The 18,315-nt window shown below is 57.2% G+C and carries 21 protein-coding genes; 8 read left to right on the forward strand and 13 right to left on the reverse strand.

The features are described from left to right. Positions 1-21: 21 nt before the first annotated feature. The 5 genes from FY034_RS14345 to FY034_RS14365 form a co-directional block, all read right to left on the reverse strand. Entirely contained in the window at positions 22-2,922 is a 2,901-nt protein-coding gene (locus FY034_RS14345; protein WP_012471116.1) for a hypothetical protein, read from the reverse strand. Positions 2,923-3,231: 309 nt separating this feature from the next. Beyond that, positions 3,232-3,618, reverse strand: coding sequence for a hypothetical protein (locus FY034_RS14350; protein WP_012471117.1), 387 nt, complete (start codon positions 3,616-3,618; stop codon positions 3,232-3,234). Between the two features lie 156 nt (positions 3,619-3,774). Further along, a complete protein-coding gene (locus FY034_RS14355; RefSeq protein ID WP_012471118.1) occupies positions 3,775-3,921 on the reverse strand; it encodes a hypothetical protein in 147 nt (48 codons plus the stop codon). Between the two features lie 45 nt (positions 3,922-3,966). Next, positions 3,967-4,119, reverse strand: coding sequence for a hypothetical protein (locus FY034_RS14360; protein ID WP_012471119.1), 153 nt, complete (start codon positions 4,117-4,119; stop codon positions 3,967-3,969). Positions 4,120-4,138: 19 nt separating this feature from the next. Then, the gene (locus FY034_RS14365; protein WP_265551735.1) at positions 4,139-4,486 is read right to left on the reverse strand and encodes a hypothetical protein; all 348 of its coding nucleotides are present in this window, start codon (positions 4,484-4,486) and stop codon (positions 4,139-4,141) included. 125 nt (positions 4,487-4,611) lie between these two features. On the opposite strand from FY034_RS14365, the gene FY034_RS14370 reads away from it, so the two are divergent. The 5 genes from FY034_RS14370 to proC all read left to right on the forward strand — a co-directional run bounded on the left by FY034_RS14370 (position 4,612) and on the right by proC (position 8,701). After that, entirely contained in the window at positions 4,612-5,028 is a 417-nt protein-coding gene (locus tag FY034_RS14370; RefSeq protein ID WP_265551737.1) for a ComEA family DNA-binding protein, read from the forward strand. Between the two features lie 131 nt (positions 5,029-5,159). Further along, positions 5,160-6,590, forward strand: a complete 1,431-nt coding sequence (gene hpnJ, locus FY034_RS14375) for a hopanoid biosynthesis associated radical SAM protein HpnJ (protein ID WP_265551739.1) — start codon at positions 5,160-5,162, stop codon at positions 6,588-6,590. Next, complete coding sequence (gene hpnK, locus FY034_RS14380; protein ID WP_265551741.1) at positions 6,578-7,444, forward strand: hopanoid biosynthesis-associated protein HpnK; 867 nt, start codon at positions 6,578-6,580, stop codon at positions 7,442-7,444. Before hpnJ ends, hpnK begins: the two co-directional genes overlap by 13 nt. Next, on the forward strand, positions 7,437-7,880 hold the full coding sequence (locus FY034_RS14385; RefSeq protein ID WP_265551743.1) for an EamA family transporter: 444 nt from the start codon (positions 7,437-7,439) through the stop codon (positions 7,878-7,880). The genes hpnK and FY034_RS14385 overlap by 8 nt, the downstream gene beginning before the upstream one ends. Beyond that, a complete protein-coding gene (gene proC, locus FY034_RS14390) occupies positions 7,880-8,701 on the forward strand; it encodes a pyrroline-5-carboxylate reductase (protein ID WP_265551745.1) in 822 nt (273 codons plus the stop codon). The genes FY034_RS14385 and proC overlap by 1 nt, the downstream gene beginning before the upstream one ends. A 243-nt stretch (positions 8,702-8,944) precedes the next feature. On the opposite strand, the gene FY034_RS14395 is transcribed toward proC, so the two are convergent. The 3 genes from FY034_RS14395 to FY034_RS14405 all read right to left on the reverse strand — a co-directional run bounded on the left by FY034_RS14395 (position 8,945) and on the right by FY034_RS14405 (position 11,302). Next, positions 8,945-10,270 carry an alpha-amylase domain-containing protein gene (locus tag FY034_RS14395; protein ID WP_265551747.1) on the reverse strand — a complete coding sequence of 442 codons (1,326 nt, stop codon included), beginning with the start codon at positions 10,268-10,270 and terminating at the stop codon, positions 8,945-8,947. An 84-nt stretch (positions 10,271-10,354) separates the two neighbouring features. Beyond that, entirely contained in the window at positions 10,355-10,477 is a 123-nt protein-coding gene (locus tag FY034_RS14400) for a hypothetical protein (RefSeq protein WP_265551748.1), read from the reverse strand. Between the two features lie 21 nt (positions 10,478-10,498). Continuing rightward, entirely contained in the window at positions 10,499-11,302 is an 804-nt protein-coding gene (locus FY034_RS14405; protein WP_265551750.1) for an N-acetylmuramoyl-L-alanine amidase, read from the reverse strand. Positions 11,303-11,941: 639 nt separating this feature from the next. Between FY034_RS14405 and FY034_RS14410 the strand changes: the two genes are divergently transcribed. Both FY034_RS14410 and FY034_RS14415 read left to right on the forward strand, forming a co-directional pair. Continuing rightward, the gene (locus tag FY034_RS14410; protein WP_265551752.1) at positions 11,942-12,460 is read left to right on the forward strand and encodes a shikimate kinase; all 519 of its coding nucleotides are present in this window, start codon (positions 11,942-11,944) and stop codon (positions 12,458-12,460) included. Positions 12,461-12,673: 213 nt separating this feature from the next. After that, positions 12,674-13,936 carry a DUF6178 family protein gene (locus tag FY034_RS14415; RefSeq protein WP_265551754.1) on the forward strand — a complete coding sequence of 421 codons (1,263 nt, stop codon included), beginning with the start codon at positions 12,674-12,676 and terminating at the stop codon, positions 13,934-13,936. A gap of 30 nt (positions 13,937-13,966) precedes the next feature. On the opposite strand, the gene FY034_RS14420 is transcribed toward FY034_RS14415, so the two are convergent. The 3 genes from FY034_RS14420 to FY034_RS14430 all read right to left on the reverse strand — a co-directional run bounded on the left by FY034_RS14420 (position 13,967) and on the right by FY034_RS14430 (position 15,618). Then, entirely contained in the window at positions 13,967-14,137 is a 171-nt protein-coding gene (locus tag FY034_RS14420) for a hypothetical protein (protein ID WP_265551755.1), read from the reverse strand. A 115-nt stretch (positions 14,138-14,252) separates the two neighbouring features. Beyond that, entirely contained in the window at positions 14,253-15,041 is a 789-nt protein-coding gene (locus tag FY034_RS14425) for a polysaccharide deacetylase family protein (protein ID WP_265551758.1), read from the reverse strand. Positions 15,042-15,162: 121 nt separating this feature from the next. Then, on the reverse strand, positions 15,163-15,618 hold the full coding sequence (locus FY034_RS14430) for a universal stress protein (RefSeq protein ID WP_265551759.1): 456 nt from the start codon (positions 15,616-15,618) through the stop codon (positions 15,163-15,165). A 179-nt stretch (positions 15,619-15,797) separates the two neighbouring features. Between FY034_RS14430 and FY034_RS14435 the strand changes: the two genes are divergently transcribed. Beyond that, entirely contained in the window at positions 15,798-16,580 is a 783-nt protein-coding gene (locus tag FY034_RS14435; RefSeq protein ID WP_265551761.1) for an IclR family transcriptional regulator, read from the forward strand. 90 nt (positions 16,581-16,670) lie between these two features. Here the strand turns inward: FY034_RS14435 and FY034_RS14440 are convergent, their stop codons facing one another. Beyond that, the gene (locus tag FY034_RS14440) at positions 16,671-17,111 is read right to left on the reverse strand and encodes a hypothetical protein (protein ID WP_265551763.1); all 441 of its coding nucleotides are present in this window, start codon (positions 17,109-17,111) and stop codon (positions 16,671-16,673) included. A gap of 78 nt (positions 17,112-17,189) precedes the next feature. Beyond that, the gene (locus FY034_RS14445; RefSeq protein WP_265551764.1) at positions 17,190-18,314 is read right to left on the reverse strand and encodes an ABC transporter permease; all 1,125 of its coding nucleotides are present in this window, start codon (positions 18,312-18,314) and stop codon (positions 17,190-17,192) included. Between the last annotated feature and the right edge of the window lies 1 nt (position 18,315).

The following is an 18,315-nucleotide window of genomic DNA, read 5'->3' on the forward strand; positions in this document are numbered from 1 at the left end:
GCCGAGGCCAAGCCAACAAAGCTAGCGCCTTGAAATGGAATTGGACTTGCGCTGAATATCCACCGTGGTCATCAACCCCTCCGGCGTAAACGTCAGCCGGGCATTAACCCGCTCCAGCGAATTGATCAGCCGCATGGTGGCTGAACTCTGATCACTGAAGGCCGGCTGTTTGGGATGGTAGCGGTTACCGTGGACGGAACAGACAACCGCGCCGCTGGCCTCATCCAGACGGTATGTTCCACCTGACGGGCAGTAGGGCTGATAGCCGCGCAACGCCTCGGCGGTGGAGGCGAAGCTGTCCGGCGGCAGGCCCAGATTGCGCATCAGGATCGCGGCCAGGGGAAGATTCTTCTGGCAGGCATGGCGGAGATCCTCCTGATAACCGATACTGGAGGCCTCTTCCAGCTGCTTGAAGGCGGAACGGTAGACCGACAGCTCCATGTTCCCCGCATGTTTTTCCACCTTTTGGGTTGTTCCCTTGGCCGAGGCATCCAGCAGGTCGGTCACGATATCACGCCGGGAGGCGATCACCAGCCGGTCATTCACCACTGCGGCATAGAGCCGCAGCTTGACCACAAACAGGGTGAAGTTGGCCACGTAGACCGGCTTGCCACGATGGTTTTCCAGGCTGTAGGTCTCCAGAGAAAGCTCATCCCGGCTGGAGTTTCCGGGGCCGACGGCCTGAAACAGCGCCGGGATGGACTGTTCCGCCTTTTTAGGGTCAGTGACCTTGACGGTCAGGTAGGTCGGCAGGTTGATGGCCGAGGCCAGATAGCCGATCACCAGCGGCTCAATCGAAGATGATCGTCCCACTTCCCGTCCCAGCAGCCCTGCAGCGCGGCCATCGGCACTGAACAGGATCTGGCCGTCACACAGGTTGATGGCGACCTCATTTCCCAGCCAGTCCAGCTGCAGGTTGTTCCGGTAGATCCGTTTGTTGCCCAGCAGATTCTTTTCCAGCCAATCCTGGGCCATGTGTCCCCGCAGGGAGAAGACCGTCCGCGGCAGCAGGGCGCTGTCGGTAACAACGCCGGGGTTCCGGCCCGAGAAGGCGGCCAGACCGTCATACCAGGAGTTTTCAATCAACGGCAGGATGCAGGTCTGGATACGGATGTTCCGGCCCAGCTTGACCCGGATGCCGATCGGATCAAAGAACTGGGTCCAGTAGCGGTTGTAGTTCTCGACAAAGCCCTTGTACTGTGCCGCCTCTTCAGGCGTTACTGCGGCAAGTTTCAGCTCGTTCAGCGGCGTCAGTCTTCCGGGACGGTTGTGCACCGGGCAGTAGACCTCACCCCGGGCATCGATTGCGTAGGCGCCATGTTCAGGGCAGACCGGCGGGTTCTTGCCCAGATACCCGCCTGCCACCAGTTCAGCCATGCCGGGTTCCCGCCGCCTCTCTGCCTTGAACCAGAGCCGGGCATTGGCAATCAGCCCCATGTTGGCGCTGCACTGCATCCGGCGGGCCTCGGCAATCTTCCAGTGCGGCCCCACCAGGTTGCGGATATGGGCATCGGAAAGGTAGATGAAGATATCCTCTTCCTTGGCATCCTGGGGAAAGATGGTGCGCATGTAGCGGAAGTCATCGGCCTGGGCCAGGGCCGGCGCCTGCCGTGCCTCCACCGCCAGCACCCGCTCCAGGGCGGCCTGACTGGTGGATACCACGGCAAGGTTCTTGATGATCACGGCGTAGGACGATACCCGGCGATCGGCGGAGACCGCAGCAATAACGTTCCTGCCGTGCAGTTCCGAGACCGACTGGACAGCACCGCGACTACGGGCAGCCTCGGCATACTGTTTTTCCAGCTGCTTGCGAAACCGGCCGGCATCCTTGAGGCTGAACAGCACGGTAACCGCCGTCCCCTCCTTCAGAAAGGGATCGCTGCCGGTAATGGCCATATCCGCCACCACCCGGTCACCAAACATCCGTGTCAACAGGCTGTTCTCAAGACAGAGCTGCCTGCTGACCTTCTCCCGCACCTTGAAATCCTGGGCACTGCTTTCCACCTGGCGCAACAGGTTGCCGCCCCATTCGTCCATCAAGTCGGCCAGTTCGATCTGTTTGTTGATATCATTAAAGAACACGGCATACTGGTCATCAGGTATAGAGGATGCCAACAGCGGCAGCGCAGGACTCCTCCCCTTCAGCATCTCCTTGAAGGGGTGCGATTTGATCTGCGGCCCCTGCAGGCCTACAAGGCTGACAGGTTGTTCCCTGCTAGCGGCAACGCGGGCATTGGCCCCGTTCAACAGCTCCAGCTGCAGCGTCTCCTGAATCGCCGCAGCACCGGTAAAGACGCTGTAGAGGTCGGGGCTTTCGCGGCGGGAACGGTTTCTGCTACCGGGCAGCTGAGCTTCAAGGCCATAGCGGGGGGCGATCGCCAGATTCCAGTACTGGCTGTAGGCATCATCGCCCTCGGGGTCTGACCTCCAGAGCGACCATTGGTACTGCTTGGCCCACTCGCTCCTGATGGTGGCATCGCCGGTGGCATCGGCATCCGGCAGGGTAAAGGCCAGGCGCAGCAGATCACCCTTTGCGGTACGGCTCTGAATGGCAAGCTGAGCCGGGCCGGGCTTCAGGTACCGGCCGGTAACCGTAATCATTTCTTCGGTCTGCTCAAGCCGGACCTGTCCTGCTTCGTCAGCATCCGTATGGGTATGCCGCCCCTTTGCAGGGGTCAGCAGGTTGACGGTCACCAGAAAGATATCACCATCCTCAACCCTGGGGGTAAGTAGCAGGGGCTGCTTTGTGCTGCTCTTTGGCAACTTCGTTACAATCCGGAAATACCCCTCATCACCGTTCCTATAGATCTCCGGCACAACCGTAACAGCGGGGGGTGCGCTGATCTTGACCGCTGCAACGGCCCCCAGGGCGGCAACGACCAACAACGCGGCCAGCAACGGCACCACTAGACGTCGAGACATATACGCTCCTTTCACCTGCACAAATTCAAACACGGGATTCCTCTTTGCACAGAGCGAACCAAGCCCCTAAAATTTAAAAAACAAAGCAATTTCAAATGAACACCGGCAGCCAGAGGCGACACCGCCCTGCGCCATCAGGCATTGGATGCACAACCGGCCAACATGCCATGTACTGCCATTCCGGCAGGCCACGCCCCGGAAAACAAAAAATGGGCTGCCCCAAAGGGCAACCCATTTCGTTACTGCATTCTGTCAGCTGGATGGCGACTCATGCCGGCACGCCGGTGACCTGCTGCACGGTTGGCTGTCCTAACCTTCCTGAGCAGCCTCTGCAGCGCCGCCTTCCATAAATTCCTGCTGAGCCTTCATAATGGCCTGCATCTGGCCCAGTTGCTCCCCCAGCCAGGCGTGAATCATGGCAGCGGTCTGGAAGTTCATGGTCACACCGGTTTCAATGAAACGGACCATGGAGCCGTTCAGGTTTTTGGGATCAGACTCAACCAGGGCGCCGATACCGCCTTCCGGGGTGATTTCGTGGGTCAGTTCCTTGGGCAGCGCAGGACGCTCCTGATAGAAATGCATGACCAGTTCACCCCTGGGGCTGAAGCCGCCCTGCACACCATTGGTATAGACCGGGTTATAGCTGTAGTTGTAGATGTAGTTAAAGTTGATCTCCGGCTTGCGCTGATGACTCATTGTGGTTCCTTCCTCATGGCTTTGAATGTGCAACAAAGGCCTGATTGTATAGCATATTTCCACACCGCCTGACAAGCGCAAGAAAAGACAGGAAAGGCCCGGTCAAAAACCGGGCCTTTCCTGTCTCGCGACCTGCCTGATGTCGGGATATCCCTCTTAACCGATCAACCGGCTCCCGATATGGCTGAGGGCAGGCCAGGCGATGTTCAGGGCAGCACCGGCGGCGAACATGCCGAAGACCACCAGGGTCCTGCCGATATATTTACGGTCATTCAGATCAGAGTAACTCAGTTTTGCTTTCATGGCTGTATCCTCCGGTGTACGCAGTGCAGCAACCTGCAGCGTTGGTTAGTTGAACAGGCTGGCAAGACCGCTGATGGCACCTGCTGCCGACCAGGTAATGAAGCCGCCCAGGAATACTGCTACGCCTGCAAAGATTGCCAAGCTGCCTTTTGCGGTGGTTTCTGCCAACAGGACCGAGAAATTGTTTTTTGCTTTCATGACATCCTCCTTTGGTTTGTTAAACCGTGTGTAGTGTGTGAACCGGGAATCGTCCGGATGCGTTGCTTTTGTTTTTACTATTACAAGGCACGTGCCAAGAAACCGCAGCCCAACAAATATTTTTAAAAACAAAAACAATTACAGGATATTGCATAATTTTAGCCGTACAAAGCTCCCCACTATGCAGACCGGACGTCCGGCCCGGATGGCGTTGCAGATGCAACAGCAACATACCGCCCCTTCCTGCAACAGGCCAGCCAGACTGACACAACAGCAGCCGTTGCATTGCAACAACGCTGCATTGCAACAACGCCCGCAGCCATTCCATCAAGATACCACGCAGCACAAAACCGACAGTCCGGGCCACACCGCAAAACCTGTCTGAAGCGACCGAAACAACTGACCCTTTTCAGATAAAATCAAATTGACAGCCACCGGACAGCACTGCTACAACCAGCACCAGAAGAACCCCATGCCAAGGAGGAATCAGCAATGAGAACGCTCTGGATCAAGGTTATCACCACCGTTGTTGCCCTGACCCTTTCTGCAACCATCGGCCTTGCCGCAGAACCGGCCCCCAAAGCCGCGGGTGGCGCAAAGGCCCTGGCAAAGACCGGACCGGCCAAACCGGCTGACACCAAGGCCCCGGCTGCCAAGCAGGAGCTGGTGGATATCAACAGCGCCAGCGATGCCGAACTGAAGGCCATCCCCGGACTTGGTGACGCCTACATAGCCAAGATCGTAGTCAACCGCCCCTACGCCAACAAGGCCCAGCTGGTTTCCCGCAAGGTGCTGCCGGAATCGGTCTACGAAAAGGTCAAGGACCGGATCATCGCCAAGCAGATCAAGAAAGAGGATAAAAAAGCCGACCCCAAGGCAGCTGCCAAACCGGAGCCAAAGAAGAAATAATCCACCGCCCGCCAACACCGAAGGGCAGCCCTCCGGCTGCCCTTTTTCACCTCCAACCCCTGTACCATGCTTGACTTTTACCCCGCAACTCCTCTATTGTATATCATTTCGCCAATAGTCAAGGAGTTGTAATGAAACCGCTTTTTCTCAATCCCCCTACCTTTGAGGATTTTGATGGTGGCGCCGGTGCCCGTTACCAGGCATCACGGGAAGTCACCTCATTCTGGTATCCCACCTGGCTCTGCTTTCCTGCCGGCATGATTGAAGGCAGCCGCGTGGTGGATGCCCCAGTACAAAAGCTTACCTTGGAAGACTGCCTAACCATTGCCAAAGGATTTGACATGGTGGTGATGTACACCTCCACCCCTACCCTGGCAATCGACATTGAGACCGCCCGCAGGATCAAAGAGGTCAAGCCGGATATCGTCACGGTCCTGACCGGCCCCCATGTCTCGATCCTGCCGGAAGAGTCGCTCAAGGCCGGCAACGGCATCATCGACATTGTCTGCCGCGGTGAGTTCGACTACTCCACCAAGGAGCTGTGCGAAGGACGCGACTGGTCCAAGGTGGACGGTATCAGCTTTATCAAGGACGGCAAGACCATCCACACCCCGGACCGCCCCTTGATTGAGGATCTGGACGCCCTGCCGTTTGTGGCGCCGATCTACAAACGTGACCTGCCGATTTCAGAATACGTGATCCCCCACTTCAAGAACCCCTATGTCTCGATCTACTCCAGCCGGGGCTGCCCCTCCAAGTGCATCTACTGCCTCTGGCCCCAGACCTTCTCCGGCCGTCAGATGCGCCTGCGCTCGCCGCAGAACGTCTATGAAGAGGTCAAGTGGATTGTGGACAACATCCCGGAGATGCGTGAGCTCTCCTTTGATGACGACACCTTCACCGCCAGCCGGGAGCATGCCCGCAATGTGGCCAACCTGCTCAAGCCGCTGGGGATCTCCTGGACCATCAACGCCCGGGCCAACTGCGATTACGAGACCCTCAAGGTCATGCGTGAGGCAGGCCTGCGCCATGTCGTTGTCGGGTATGAAAGCGGCAACGAACAGATCCTGAAGAACATCAAAAAGGGGGTCACCAAGGAACAGGCGATCCAGTTCACCAAGGATTGCAAGAAACTTGGGCTGTCCGTCCACGGCGCCTTTATCATGGGGCTGCCCGGTGAGACCAAAGAGACCATCCAGGAAACCATCAAGTATGCCAAGCAGCTGGACCTGAACTCGATTCAGGCCTCGCTGGCCTCCCCCTACCCCGGCACCGAGTTTTACACCCTGGCCAAGGAGCAGGGCTGGATCGCCTCCGATGACTTCATCGACAGCACCGGTCACCAGAAATGCGTGATCAACTACCCCAACCTGACCAACGCCGAGATCTTCAACTCGGTGGAGGAGTTCTACGACAAGTTCTACTTCCGCCCCAAGTACATCCTGCGCAGCATCGGCAAGATGATTGTGGATGGCGAGGAACGCCGCAAGCTGCTCAAGGAAGGCAAGCAGTACCTGGAGTACATGCGCAAGCGGAAGCAAGGCCAGGCTTGCGAAAGCTGATTGTCAACGCCGATGACTTCGGGCTCTCCTCCGGCGTCAACCGGGCTGTGGAACAGGCCTGGCAGCAGGGCATCCTGACCCAGGCCTCGCTGATGCCGGGCGGGGCCGCCTTTGACGAGGCGGTGGAAATAGCCAAACGTAATCCCGGCCTGCAGATCGGCCTGCACCTGACCCTGGTACAGGGCAGTCCGGTGCTGCCGCCGGAGATGATTCCCGGCCTGGTTGCCGCCAACGGCTGCTTCCCGGATAACCCAGTGGCCGTGGGGATGAAGCTGTTCTTTGATCCCACCATCCGCATGCAGCTGCGTTGCGAGATCGAGGCCCAGATCCTCAGGATCAAAGAGACCGGCCTGCCCCTTTCGCACATTGACGGCCACCTCAATATCCAGATGCACCCCACGGTCTTTACGCTGCTGACCGAACTGATGCCGCTGCACGGCATCACCAGCTTCCGGATTACCCGGGAGCGGTTGTTTGAAAACCTGAGGATTGATCGTTCCCGCCTGTTGGGTAAAACCATCGAGCGGGGCATCTTCGGCTCCCTGGCCCACTATGCCGAAACCGCGCTGAAGCGGCAGGAGATCGAGACTGCGGTGGAGGTCAAAGGGGTACTCAACTCCGGCTGCATGACCGAGGCATACCTGCTGGCCATCCTTGAACGGCTGCAACCCGGCACCTCAGAGATCTACTTCCACCCCGGCTGCCTGCCGGATGCCGAGATCAGCCGCCGGATGCCGGACTACAAGCATGCAGAAGAACTGGCGGCCCTGCTCTCGCCCAAGGTACGGGAACGGCTGCAGCAGCTGGAGATTGCATTAACTAACTATCGCGGAGAATCCAAACCGTATGCTTAAGACCATTATCATCATGCTCCTGGCCGTCACCGCCGGTACGGTCGGTGATATCCTGCTGGCCAAAGGGATGAAACAGCTGGGGGACCTCTCCACCATGAACCTGCGCGGCATCATGGAGGTGGCCTTCCGGGCCATGACCGAGTGGAAGATCGTGGTGGGCACCGCCATGCTGGCGCTGTTCTTCTTCCTCTGGCTGGCGGTACTCTCCTGGGAAGACCTCTCGGTGGCCCTGCCGATGCAGGCCCTCAACTACGTGCTGGTGGCGGTACTGGCAAAATATATCCTGCACGAAGAGGTTTCTGCGCTGCGCTGGGGCGGTATTGCCCTGGTCTGTATCGGGGTGATGCTGATCACCAAGAGCAGCAGCTCCGACAAGAAGCCGGCAACTGAACTGGCACAGCCAATCCCAATCGAAAGCAGAACCGGAGACACCTAATGTTACTGAACAGCACCGTAGGTTTTATCGGCGGCGGCAACATGGCAGAGGCGATCATCAAAGGCCTGATCTCCGGTGGCATGGCACCGCGCAGCATCATTGTTTCAGACCCGGTGCAGGACCGCCGCGCTCACCTTGCCTCAACCCTGTCGGTCCGCACCACTGACGACAACAGCGAAGTCGCCCAGCAGGCCGAGCTGATCGTGCTCTCGATCAAGCCCCAGATGGCAGCCAGTGTGCTCACGGCCCTTGAAAATGCGATTACCGCCCAGAAACTGGTGCTCTCCATCATGGCCGGCATCTCCACCACCATCATTGAAGAATCGCTCCAGAACGGTGTACGGGTGGTACGGGCCATGCCCAACACCCCGGCCCTGGTACAGGCCGGCGCCACCGCCATCTGCGGCGGCAGACGGGCCACCGAGGCCGATCTTGCCCTGGCCAAAGAACTGTTTAGCCTGGTGGGCACCGTCTACCAGGTGGGCGAGCGCCAGATGGATGCCGTCACCGGCGTCTCCGGCAGCGGTCCGGCCTATGTCTTCTCCTTCATCGAGGCGTTGTCCGATGCCGGGGTCAAAAACGGCCTGACCCGCGATGTTGCCACCGGCCTGGCTGTCCAGACCGTGCTAGGCTCAGCCCAGCTGCTGCAGCAAAGCAACGAGCACCCGGCGGTGCTGCGGGACCGGGTCAGCTCACCCGGCGGCACCACCATTGCCGCCCTGCACACCCTTGAAAACGGCCGCCTGCACGGCCTGCTGATGGATGCCGTGGATGCAGCGGTCAAGCGCTCCAAGGAACTGGCTGGGATCAAACTGCTGTAGTTTTTCTTATTAGTCTTTTCCAACGTCAAAGCGGGTGCGACCATGATGGTTGCACCCGCTTTTATTCTCATTTTGTGCTAAAAATATCGAGTAATTAACTAAATCACTCCTACAATCTTGGCAAGCCCTTTAAGGGCACTAACAGGTGAATACTATTTCTGTACATTTCATATCTTTCCCTTCCTAAATGCCTAGTTTTATAGTTCAAGAGTGTCTACTAAATTAGTGGTGTTTCAGACTGACTTACTCTCCGTATATCACATACCCCCGAGGTGGTACGCTCACACAACACCAGCCATCGCCATCAACCGTAACCGGCTGCGGATCAAAGATCGCCTCTGCGGCTCGCCAGGCCAGGGGACGCAGCGTCTTGTTGCCAAAGCCGCAGCGCACCCATTCCTGCCGGGGCCCAGCAGCATTGTTAAGTGCCATTAGCAAGCCGGTCTGTTTGCCTGCCCCGCCACGCTCCATCACGTAAAAGCCGTCATCCAGCCACAGGATGTTGGTCTGCCCGCCGGCATGGCTTTCATGCACCGCCACCAGCCGTTCGATACCGCTGGGCCCTCCCGGCTGGGCCAGCTCGTAGGTGTAGTAGTCCTTCCAGTAGACGCAGGGGTAGCCTTCGTGGGTCAGGATAAAGGCGTAGGCCAGCATCTTGTCGTTGGTCACCTCGTTACTGCCACGAAAATCATGATTATCCACAAAGGTGACCGCCTCAAGCGGACGCTCGTTGTACAGCGCCCCACCCGCCACCAGGCTGCGCAGGCTGTAGCCGGGTTTGTCGCACAGATCCTTCAGGCGATAGCGCAGGGGGAAGTCAAAGGCCCCCACCCGGTTGTCGGTCCAGTTGTTGACCGAATCAAGCCAGGCATCTATGGTGGCATCACTATCCCAGCACTCGCCGACGCCGTAGAGTGAGACCGTTTTCCCGTCTCGGGCATAGCTGCGATCATGAATGGCCCGGATCATCCATCCGCCGAACCCTTTGACGAAATCATAGCGAAAGCCGTCAAAGCCGATCTCCTCAATCAGCCACTTGGCGTGGTTGAGGATACCGGTCATGACGCGCGGGTTGGTGTGGCAGAGGTCAGGCATATCGCCAAAGGTGCCGGGGTTGGGGTTGGGGTAAGGCGAGGGGTTGAAACAGGTCCAGTCACGGGTAAAACGCTTGCTCTGGGGGGTGAACTTGGTCCAGCGCATCTGGTTCAAGATCGGATTCAGTTCCTGCGCATCAGCACCGTTGTTGTGGTTCAGCACCAGATCGGCATAGACCGTGAGCTTGGCGGTATGGGCGGCTTTAATCAGCGCCTTCAACTCTTCTTCGGAACCGAACCAGGTCTTGACGGAACCTTTTTGATCAAAAGCCCCCAGGTCGTAATAGTCGTAAACATCGTACCCCATCGACATGCCGCCGATATTGCCCCCCTTGCTGGCCGGTGGCAGCCAGAGTGCCGTAAAGCCAGCCTTACCCAATTCCTTGACCTTGCCTTTGAGGTGTTTCCACCAAGCATGTTCCTGCTGTTCTTCCCGCGGACAATCCCAGTAAAACGCCTGCATTAAGACACCCATAATATGCCTCCTTTCTATGAATTTTAGGCCATCCACACCTGGCTGCAATCGCAAACATCTACATTTCCTTAAACAAATGTAAATTCAGACACTGTATTCAACTATACTTTTCACGGCCTCTAATGCGACATTGATGAGAAAGCAGACCAGTATCAGATAGACAAAGACCAGACCAATCAGCACATCAGGCATGGGAATCCCGGGCATGGCAGCACCTCCTCAGGCAATCTACCGCTTCAGGTACCTTTCGCAGACCCACTCCTGGCGCTCCGCTGCAATGCGGCACCAACCATCCCTTTGTTCGTACAGGGGTACGGCTGTTCCATGCTGCAGCTGTTTTAAGACAGCGTAGTGCACGCCTGCACCGTTGCGTACGTTGAGCAATACTGGCGATACTGTTGCCGTCTGGGTTGTTGAGGGGATGGCAGCGGCCCAGCCGGCCTTGCTGATCAACGCTTGCCGGACAAGCGGCACAAAACCGGCTTCCGCCGCAGCCACCGAGTTACCGCCAAAGAAGTTCGTGCCGGGACAGCTCTTGGTAGTGCCGCTGCCATTGGTCCGTGTTCCGCTGTCCAGATCGTACCAATGGTGATAGACCAGTGATCCGGTCGAGGGAACAAGGCCAAAACACCGGCAGAGGGCAGCATTGACCCTGATGATGGTGTCACGTTGGGCAGCCGTCATGGTATCTCCGCCTTGATCGAAGTTGCCTAGGTGTTCGATGCAGATCCCCTTTTGATTGGCCCCTTTGATCCCGGCGGGGATACGATCCAGAGGGCGGCAGACCGCCACGATCCCATCCGGAAAGGTGGTCAGGTTCTGGGCAATCATGTCAAACCCCCGCTCTCTGACATGGAAATCCTCCATGGAGTGCAGCAGCGCATAATGGTTGGACCCGTTAAAGTGGGCGTAGGATGGCGACCAGGTATGGTGATTCTGGATAAGCGTTACGGCACGGCTGACCTTGACAGCAGCCAGCCAGTTATCAAACTCGTCACAGGTGCACAGGATAAACCGTCCTTGTATCTGCATATCCCCTCCTCAGGGCTGTCTCTATGGCCAGTAGTTCTTAAAACCGGCCAAGCCGGAGCCTCAGTAGCATTTAGTGCCGCCACCCGGCCAGGCCGATAAACAGGTGGCGTTGCGGAAGACGGTGAACAGGCTACGCAGTGTTGTGGACAAAGGTGCAGCGACTGAGAAATCAGCAGGGGCTGAAGTGGAGCACTGCCCGGCGGGATTTGCGGGGCAGACGTTATGGGATGTGTGTTGTGTGGAGCCTGCAGACATGGCCACTCCCCCGGGGCGCGTGATTAACAAAGACAGTTCACGCCGCGTGCCATTACCTCACCAGGGTACTTAGCTGTTATTATTGCGATTATTTTTTATACCGTTTTGAGCAGCTGTAAAGTTTCTTGCCACTTGGCCCAACAAACAGAAAAATCAAAACAATTCCAAGGCGTTAATAAAATTGTAAATTTCTTGCCAATTAAAATTTCTTTACATACTCTGATCCGGTCATTTTCCGTTCCGCCTGATCAGGTCGGGAACGGCTTCAGCCTGGCGAAGGATGTTATTGGAGAGACAAGAACGGTTTTCCGCTGGACAGTGCCACGGCAATGGACTACATACCGCTGACTGCAATGCAGCTATCGAGACCAAACGAGTGACACAATGCCCCAGCCCCCTTCAAATATCGTCCTGATCGGCATGCCCGGTGCCGGCAAAAGCACACTGGGGGTTATCCTGGCCAAGCTGGCTGCACTGCAGTTTGTGGATACGGATATCCTGCTGCAGACCGCCCTGCAACGCAGTCTGCAGGATGTGGTGGACAGGGATGGCTACCTGGCCCTGCGGCAGGCCGAGGAGCAGGTGCTGTTGGACTTGACGATCAGCAATGCGGTCATTGCCACCGGCGGCAGCGCCGTGTACAGCCAGCGGGCCATGACCCGGCTCAAGTCCGATGGACTGGTGGTGTTTCTTGATCTGCCGCTGGCGGTGCTGGAGACACGCATTCGCAACTACAGCAGCCGCGGCCTCGCAAAGCCCCCTGAACAAAGCTTTGCGGATATGTTTCAGGAACGCCGCCCGCTCTACAGCAGGTACGCTGATATCACGCTTGCCCCGGCCGGGCTGCCCCAGGAAGAGGTCTGCGGGCAGATCATGGCGCAGATACGGACCAGGCTGTCCTGATCTCAGTCCCGACAACGCTAACAGCTTCAGTCAGCCACAATCCGGAAACGGGTGATGCTACTCAGCAGCACCCGTTTTGCTTTCCGGCCTGATGCCGGACAGCAGCAGCAGGCGTCAGGCCGGTATCACGGCCAAACTCTTTCGGACGGATACCGCGCATCCATGTTAGTATGGCAGAGCCTGACGGATTGGGCGCATCAAGGAGAGTACCAAATGGAACAGAGCATCAGCACAGTGAAGACAAGCGGCCCGGAAGACCATCAGAACCGGTTCCACCTGCTGCCGTTTGAAGATAAACGCAGCTATCTGGCCAGCCTGCCCCCCGGGGACAAACTGGAGCTGCTGCTGGAAGACCCGGAGGCCACCAGGCTGCTGCGGGCAATGCCGCCCCAGGAGCTGTACTGGCTGCTTAAGGAGATCGATACTGCCGATGCACTGGAGCTGCTGGGGGTGGCAAACCCACGTCAGTGTATCTTTATTCTGGACATGGAACTCTGGAAGGGCTGGAACTTTGAAGAGGACAAGGCGGTCGAATATCTCGGTTATCTCATACAGGGCTCTGATGAACATTTTCTGGAGCTGCTGCCCCATCTGGATTTTAACCTGCTCTCCCTGTTGCTGGGCAGGGAGCTGACTGTCGCAGGAGGGGTCGGTGATCTTAATAGCGATGAAGAGCGCCAGACCGATTGGGATCATACCTTTGATGATATGTTCATGATCAAGTTCAAGAACCCCAAACACGCCCCGGTAATCGGCGCCTTTCTTGAGCTGGTCTGCCGCTTTGACAATCCGCTGTATGTGGCACTGATGGAAAGCGTCAGCGGCGAGATCGATATAGAATCGGAAGAGGAGTGCTATCACCTGAAATCAGGACGTCTGGCCGAGCTGGGGTTCCCCCCCCATGATGAGGCGCTGGAGATCTATTCCCGCATCAACCCGGAGACCTTTGTGCCCGGCCATACCAAGCTGCTGATACAGGCCGGTGAAGCGGGTACGCTTCCCGGAACCCTGTTGACCGGCACGACATTTCTGGAACGGGTGCTGCTGCTGATGGACTCGGAGCCCTTCCTGATGGAGCTGAGTTACCTCGTCAATACGGCCCTGGTGGCGGACCAGGCCCATCTGGCCGACACGGACCAGATGAAATCAGTTGTTGCAAGGGTGTACGGTTATCTGAACATCGCTCTGGAGCAGCTGTGCCGGGGGGATGAGGCCAAGGGGGTGGAGATCCTTACCGGTGAGCATCTGAAACGGCTGTTCCAGCTGGGGTTCAGCATCGTGCTTGATCTGAAGTTCAAGGCGGAGAGGCTTCCAGATACAGGCTATGCCACCGGCAAGGTCCTGCTGGGCCTGAAGAACGCCAGACCGCGCTACTATCGCGGACTTGATCCGGACGCCATTGACGGCTACCGGGAATTCCGGGAGCTGCTGGATGTCAGGAACATGGCTGATTTTCTTGCAGAGCTGAAGGCCTGACCATCGCAGGGACGTAACGCTCACAGAGGGCTACTCCTGCTTCCGGTTCAGTTCTTCATACAGCGCAATCTGTTCCTGCAGCGACAACTGCTTGCGGCAGCAGTCCTTTCTGAGGCACAGGCGGCAACGCTCATCAGAGCACCACTGGCAGAAGCGGCAGTCCGGGCAGGGATGTTTTTGGGCAGGTTTGTCCCGGGTCATAGGCTGGCAGTCCGTACCTTACAACGGCAGTGTGCCACAGGGTAACGGTGGCGCAGGCGAAAGCGGATGAAGAAGGCTGGTTGCCGTGGGCAGAGCCAGCCTCCGCAGACGCCTTCTAATACACGACATTTCTCTTGACGGCATTCCCCTGCATCAACTGTGCAAAGGCCTTTTCCTTATCGGCATTGACCAGCAGGTAACGGGGCAGAATCAGCAGCTTCTCCCTGGCCGTGGCATGACGGCGCTCAATGGAGAAGGTGCTGACAAAGCCGGCCTCCCTGGCCTTCTGCAACAGATGTTCATCGTAGATGCCAAAGGGCCAGGCCAGCAGATCCACCGGTCCTCCCACCTCCTGCTCCAGCTTCTTGCGCGACTTCAGCAACTGCTCCATCACCAGCTTATCGTAGGCCGCCGGAGCCAGCTTGCGCTTTTCACGCTTGAAGTTGGGATGCCAGTAGGTATGGGACTGGATATCGAACAGCCCGGTCTTCTTCAGTTTGCGCAACTGGTCCCAGGTCATGGCATACTTGGCATTTGAGATGGCCGAGGGATAGACAAAGATCGTGACCGGATAACGGTATTTTTGGATGATCGGCAGCATGTCGCTGTAGACCGTTTTGTGGGCATCATCCTCAACAATGACAACGGATTTTGGCGCCGGAGCCGCAGCTTTGCCCTGGTACCACTGTACCAGCTGGCGCAGCGGAATCACCTTGTAGCCGTTGTCATGCAGGTACTTCATATGGGCGTCAAAGACCGGGGTGGTGATGGTCATGCCATCGGCCACGGTGGGACCGAAGCGATGGTAGAGCAGAATCGGGACTGAGACTTCGGGAGCTACGGAAGAAAAAGCGGGACAGGACAGGGAAAACAGCACAACCAGGGCGAGCAGAAAACGGAACATCACAAAACCTTTCATAATGTAGATACGGGGAGACCCCAGTCAAACAAGCTACAAGCATACGATAAGAGACAGGAAAAAGGGCCGGAGGCCGGACACGGGGCCGACGACGGGGTCGAAACGGTTATGCCCGCACCAGGTACACCGAACAGGGTGCCAGCTCAGCCACCCGGCGGGAGACAGAGCCCTTCAGACGCCGTTCCAGAAAACCTTTGCCGGAACTGCCGATCACGATCACATCCACCCCCTCCTGCTTGGCAAACTCCACCAGCTTTTCTGCCGGTTCGCCTGCCTCAACAATCATTTCAAGGGGCACATCGTATTCGGCCGCAGATTTTTCAACGATATAGAAGATCCGCTTGCGCAGCTCATCCCACTGCTCTGTCTCGGTCAACGGCTTGACCGGCACGAAGTCGGAATAGCTGGAACTCTGGGCATTGGGCACCACCAACAGGGCAAAGACCTTGCTCTTGAACTGGCTGCGGTTTCCGGCCGCCATCCGGACCGCCTCTTCAGCAGCCTTATCCGAGTACGGCGAACCATCAATTGCCACCAGAATTTTCTTTCTCAAGTTCAGCATGTCCGCTCCGCTTTGTTTTATTTTTAGGCAGATCGTATATTGCAACTACAGACGCCATGATAAAAATATAATGCAATTATTCATACTTGACAATTATAAAACAAGATTCTATATAATAGTCCTAACAGTATGTTAAGTTACAATAAACTCCACACCACGCCCCTCAGGAACCACACAAAATGGCAAAAAAAGAGAAATCAGAATATCTTATTCAGGCAGTATCCCACGCGCTTGACCTGTTGGAACAGTTCCATGGGGAAACCGACGAGCTGGGCGTTACAGAGCTTTCAAAACGGCTCAAGCTCCACAAAAACAACGTCTTCCGCCTGCTGGCAACCCTCGAATCCCGTGGCTATATCGAACAAAACAAGGTCACCGAGAACTACCGGCTTGGTCTGAAGACCCTGGAACTGGGACAGACCTTTATCAAACAGATGGGGCTGTTGCGTCAATCAAAACCGGTCATCGAAGACCTGGTCAGAATCTGCAATGAAACCACCTATGTGGCGGTACTGAAGGATTTCCACATCATTTATCTGGACAGCGTTGAAACCAGCATGACCGTCCGGGTGGTCCCCAGGGTCGGTTCACGCCTGCCCGCCTACTGCACCGCAGCAGGCAAGGTGCAGATCGCCTATATGAGCAGCGACGAGATTGACCATTACCTGCCGAACCGCGAACTGCAGAAGTTTACGGCCAATACCATCGGAGACCGGGAAGAGCTGAAAAAACAGCTGGCCGAGATTGCAGAACAAGGCTTTGCCATTGACAACGAAGAGCTTGACGAGGGGGTCAAATGCGTCAGTGCCCCGATCCGTGACTATACCCGCCGGATCATCGGAGCGGTCAGCATCTCCGGCCCATCAATGCGTTTCTCGGATGAGCGGATCACCAAAGAGCTGATCCCGCTGGCAACAAAGGCTGCAGAAGAGATCTCCACCAAGCTGGGCTACCAGAAATAGACCCGGCCCTGTCCCATCTATCAGCAAGGGGATACCGGAAACCGGTATCCCCTTTTTGTTTGGCAACAGGCCATTACCACCCAACCGTGCCTAAAACAAGGTCTCGCGGTTCATCAGACTGTCAATAAACCCTGCCCCTTTTGGTCCCTTGTAATCGACACACTTGGCCCAGGCAACCAGGGCGAGATCAATATCCTTCTTCTGCTCGGCCGACATGGCGTCATACCCCAACTCCTTTGACGGGGTCAGCAGCACCTGTACAAACTGGCGGTAGTCAACCGCGGCGGGCAGTTTCTCGACCACGCAGGTGCAGTAACTCTCGACACCGACCACCTTCATACACTGGTCCCGCTTGACCGGCAGGCTCTGTTTTTTCAGCTTCAAAGCGGTCAGCTCGGCTATCTGCTGTTCCAGCTTCTGAATCTTCTCCAGCAACTCGGCCTGCTTCTTAGGATCCAACTCGGCAGCCCGGACCGGGGCATGCCACAGCAGTGCGCTCAAGACCAGCAGGCAGATCACCATCTTTTTCATTCATCACCTCGTTGCATTTGATACCTAGTGGCTGGGCGACCTTAACGAGTCAAGGCCGTCTTGTCAATCAGAACAAAGTCATCCGACGGTCTTCCTGAAACGCGCCACCGCCACCCCCAGCACCGCCGATCCGATCAAAAACAGCATCAGCAACTGCTTCCAGAGGATCATCAGCCCCACCCCCTTCAGATAGAGCCCCCGGATGATCTCCATGAACCAGCGCACCGGGTTGATCAGGGTCAGCCACTGCACCGGCAGCGGCATGTTCTCCACCGGAAAGGCGAAGCCGGACAACAGCATGGCGATGAAGATAATGAAAAATGCCGACATCTTGGCCTGCTGCTGGGTCTGGCTGATGGTGGAGAGGAACAGGCCGGTCCCCAGCGAACTCATCAGGAACAGGCCGGTGGCCACGATCAACAGGGTAATACTGCCCCGCACCGGCACCCGGAACACCAGCCAGCCCACCAGGCTGATCAGGAAGACGTTGGCATAGCCGATCAGCACGAACGGCAGGGTCTTGCCCAGGATAAACTCATACTTGCGGATCGGGGTCACAATCACCTGCTCGATGGTGCCGATTTCCTTCTCCCGCACCACCGCCATGGCCGACAGCAGCATGGTGATGATGTAGAGGATATTGGCGATCACAGCAGGTACGTAAAAGGGGGGGCTGGCCAGATCGGGGTTGAACCAGGCCCGTGACTCCATCCGGGGGGCAGCCGGTGGCACACCTCCGCTGCTGCCGGCCTGCTCCGTCAGCAGTTTGATATTCTGCGCCTCGCTGAAACGGGAGAGGTAGCCCAGGATCACACCGGCGGTGTTGGAATCGGAACCATCCACCAAGGCCTGCACCGTGGCGGTTTCCCCTCGCCCCAGCTTCTCCGCCAGGCCGTGGTTGATCACCAGCACCACCCGGATATCGCCACTGTCCAGCAGCCGGGCAGCCTGCTGCTCATTCTCCAGCCGGAGCGACTGGCGGAAATGTCCCGAGGCAAACAGCACCTGCAGCAGCTCACGGCTGCGGGGAGAGTTATCACGATCAATCACGGCGGTGGGGATCTTGCGCACATCCATGTTGACCGCATAACCGAAGATGATGGTCTGGATCGCCGGCAGAATGAACAGCACCAAGCGCATCCGCGGGTCGCGGAAGGTCTGGATGAACTCCTTGATCAACATGGCTTTTAAGCGCTCGAACATA

Source organism: Trichlorobacter lovleyi (assembly GCF_015239775.1).
GTDB classification, from domain to species: Bacteria; Desulfobacterota; Desulfuromonadia; order Geobacterales; family Pseudopelobacteraceae; genus Trichlorobacter; species Trichlorobacter lovleyi_B.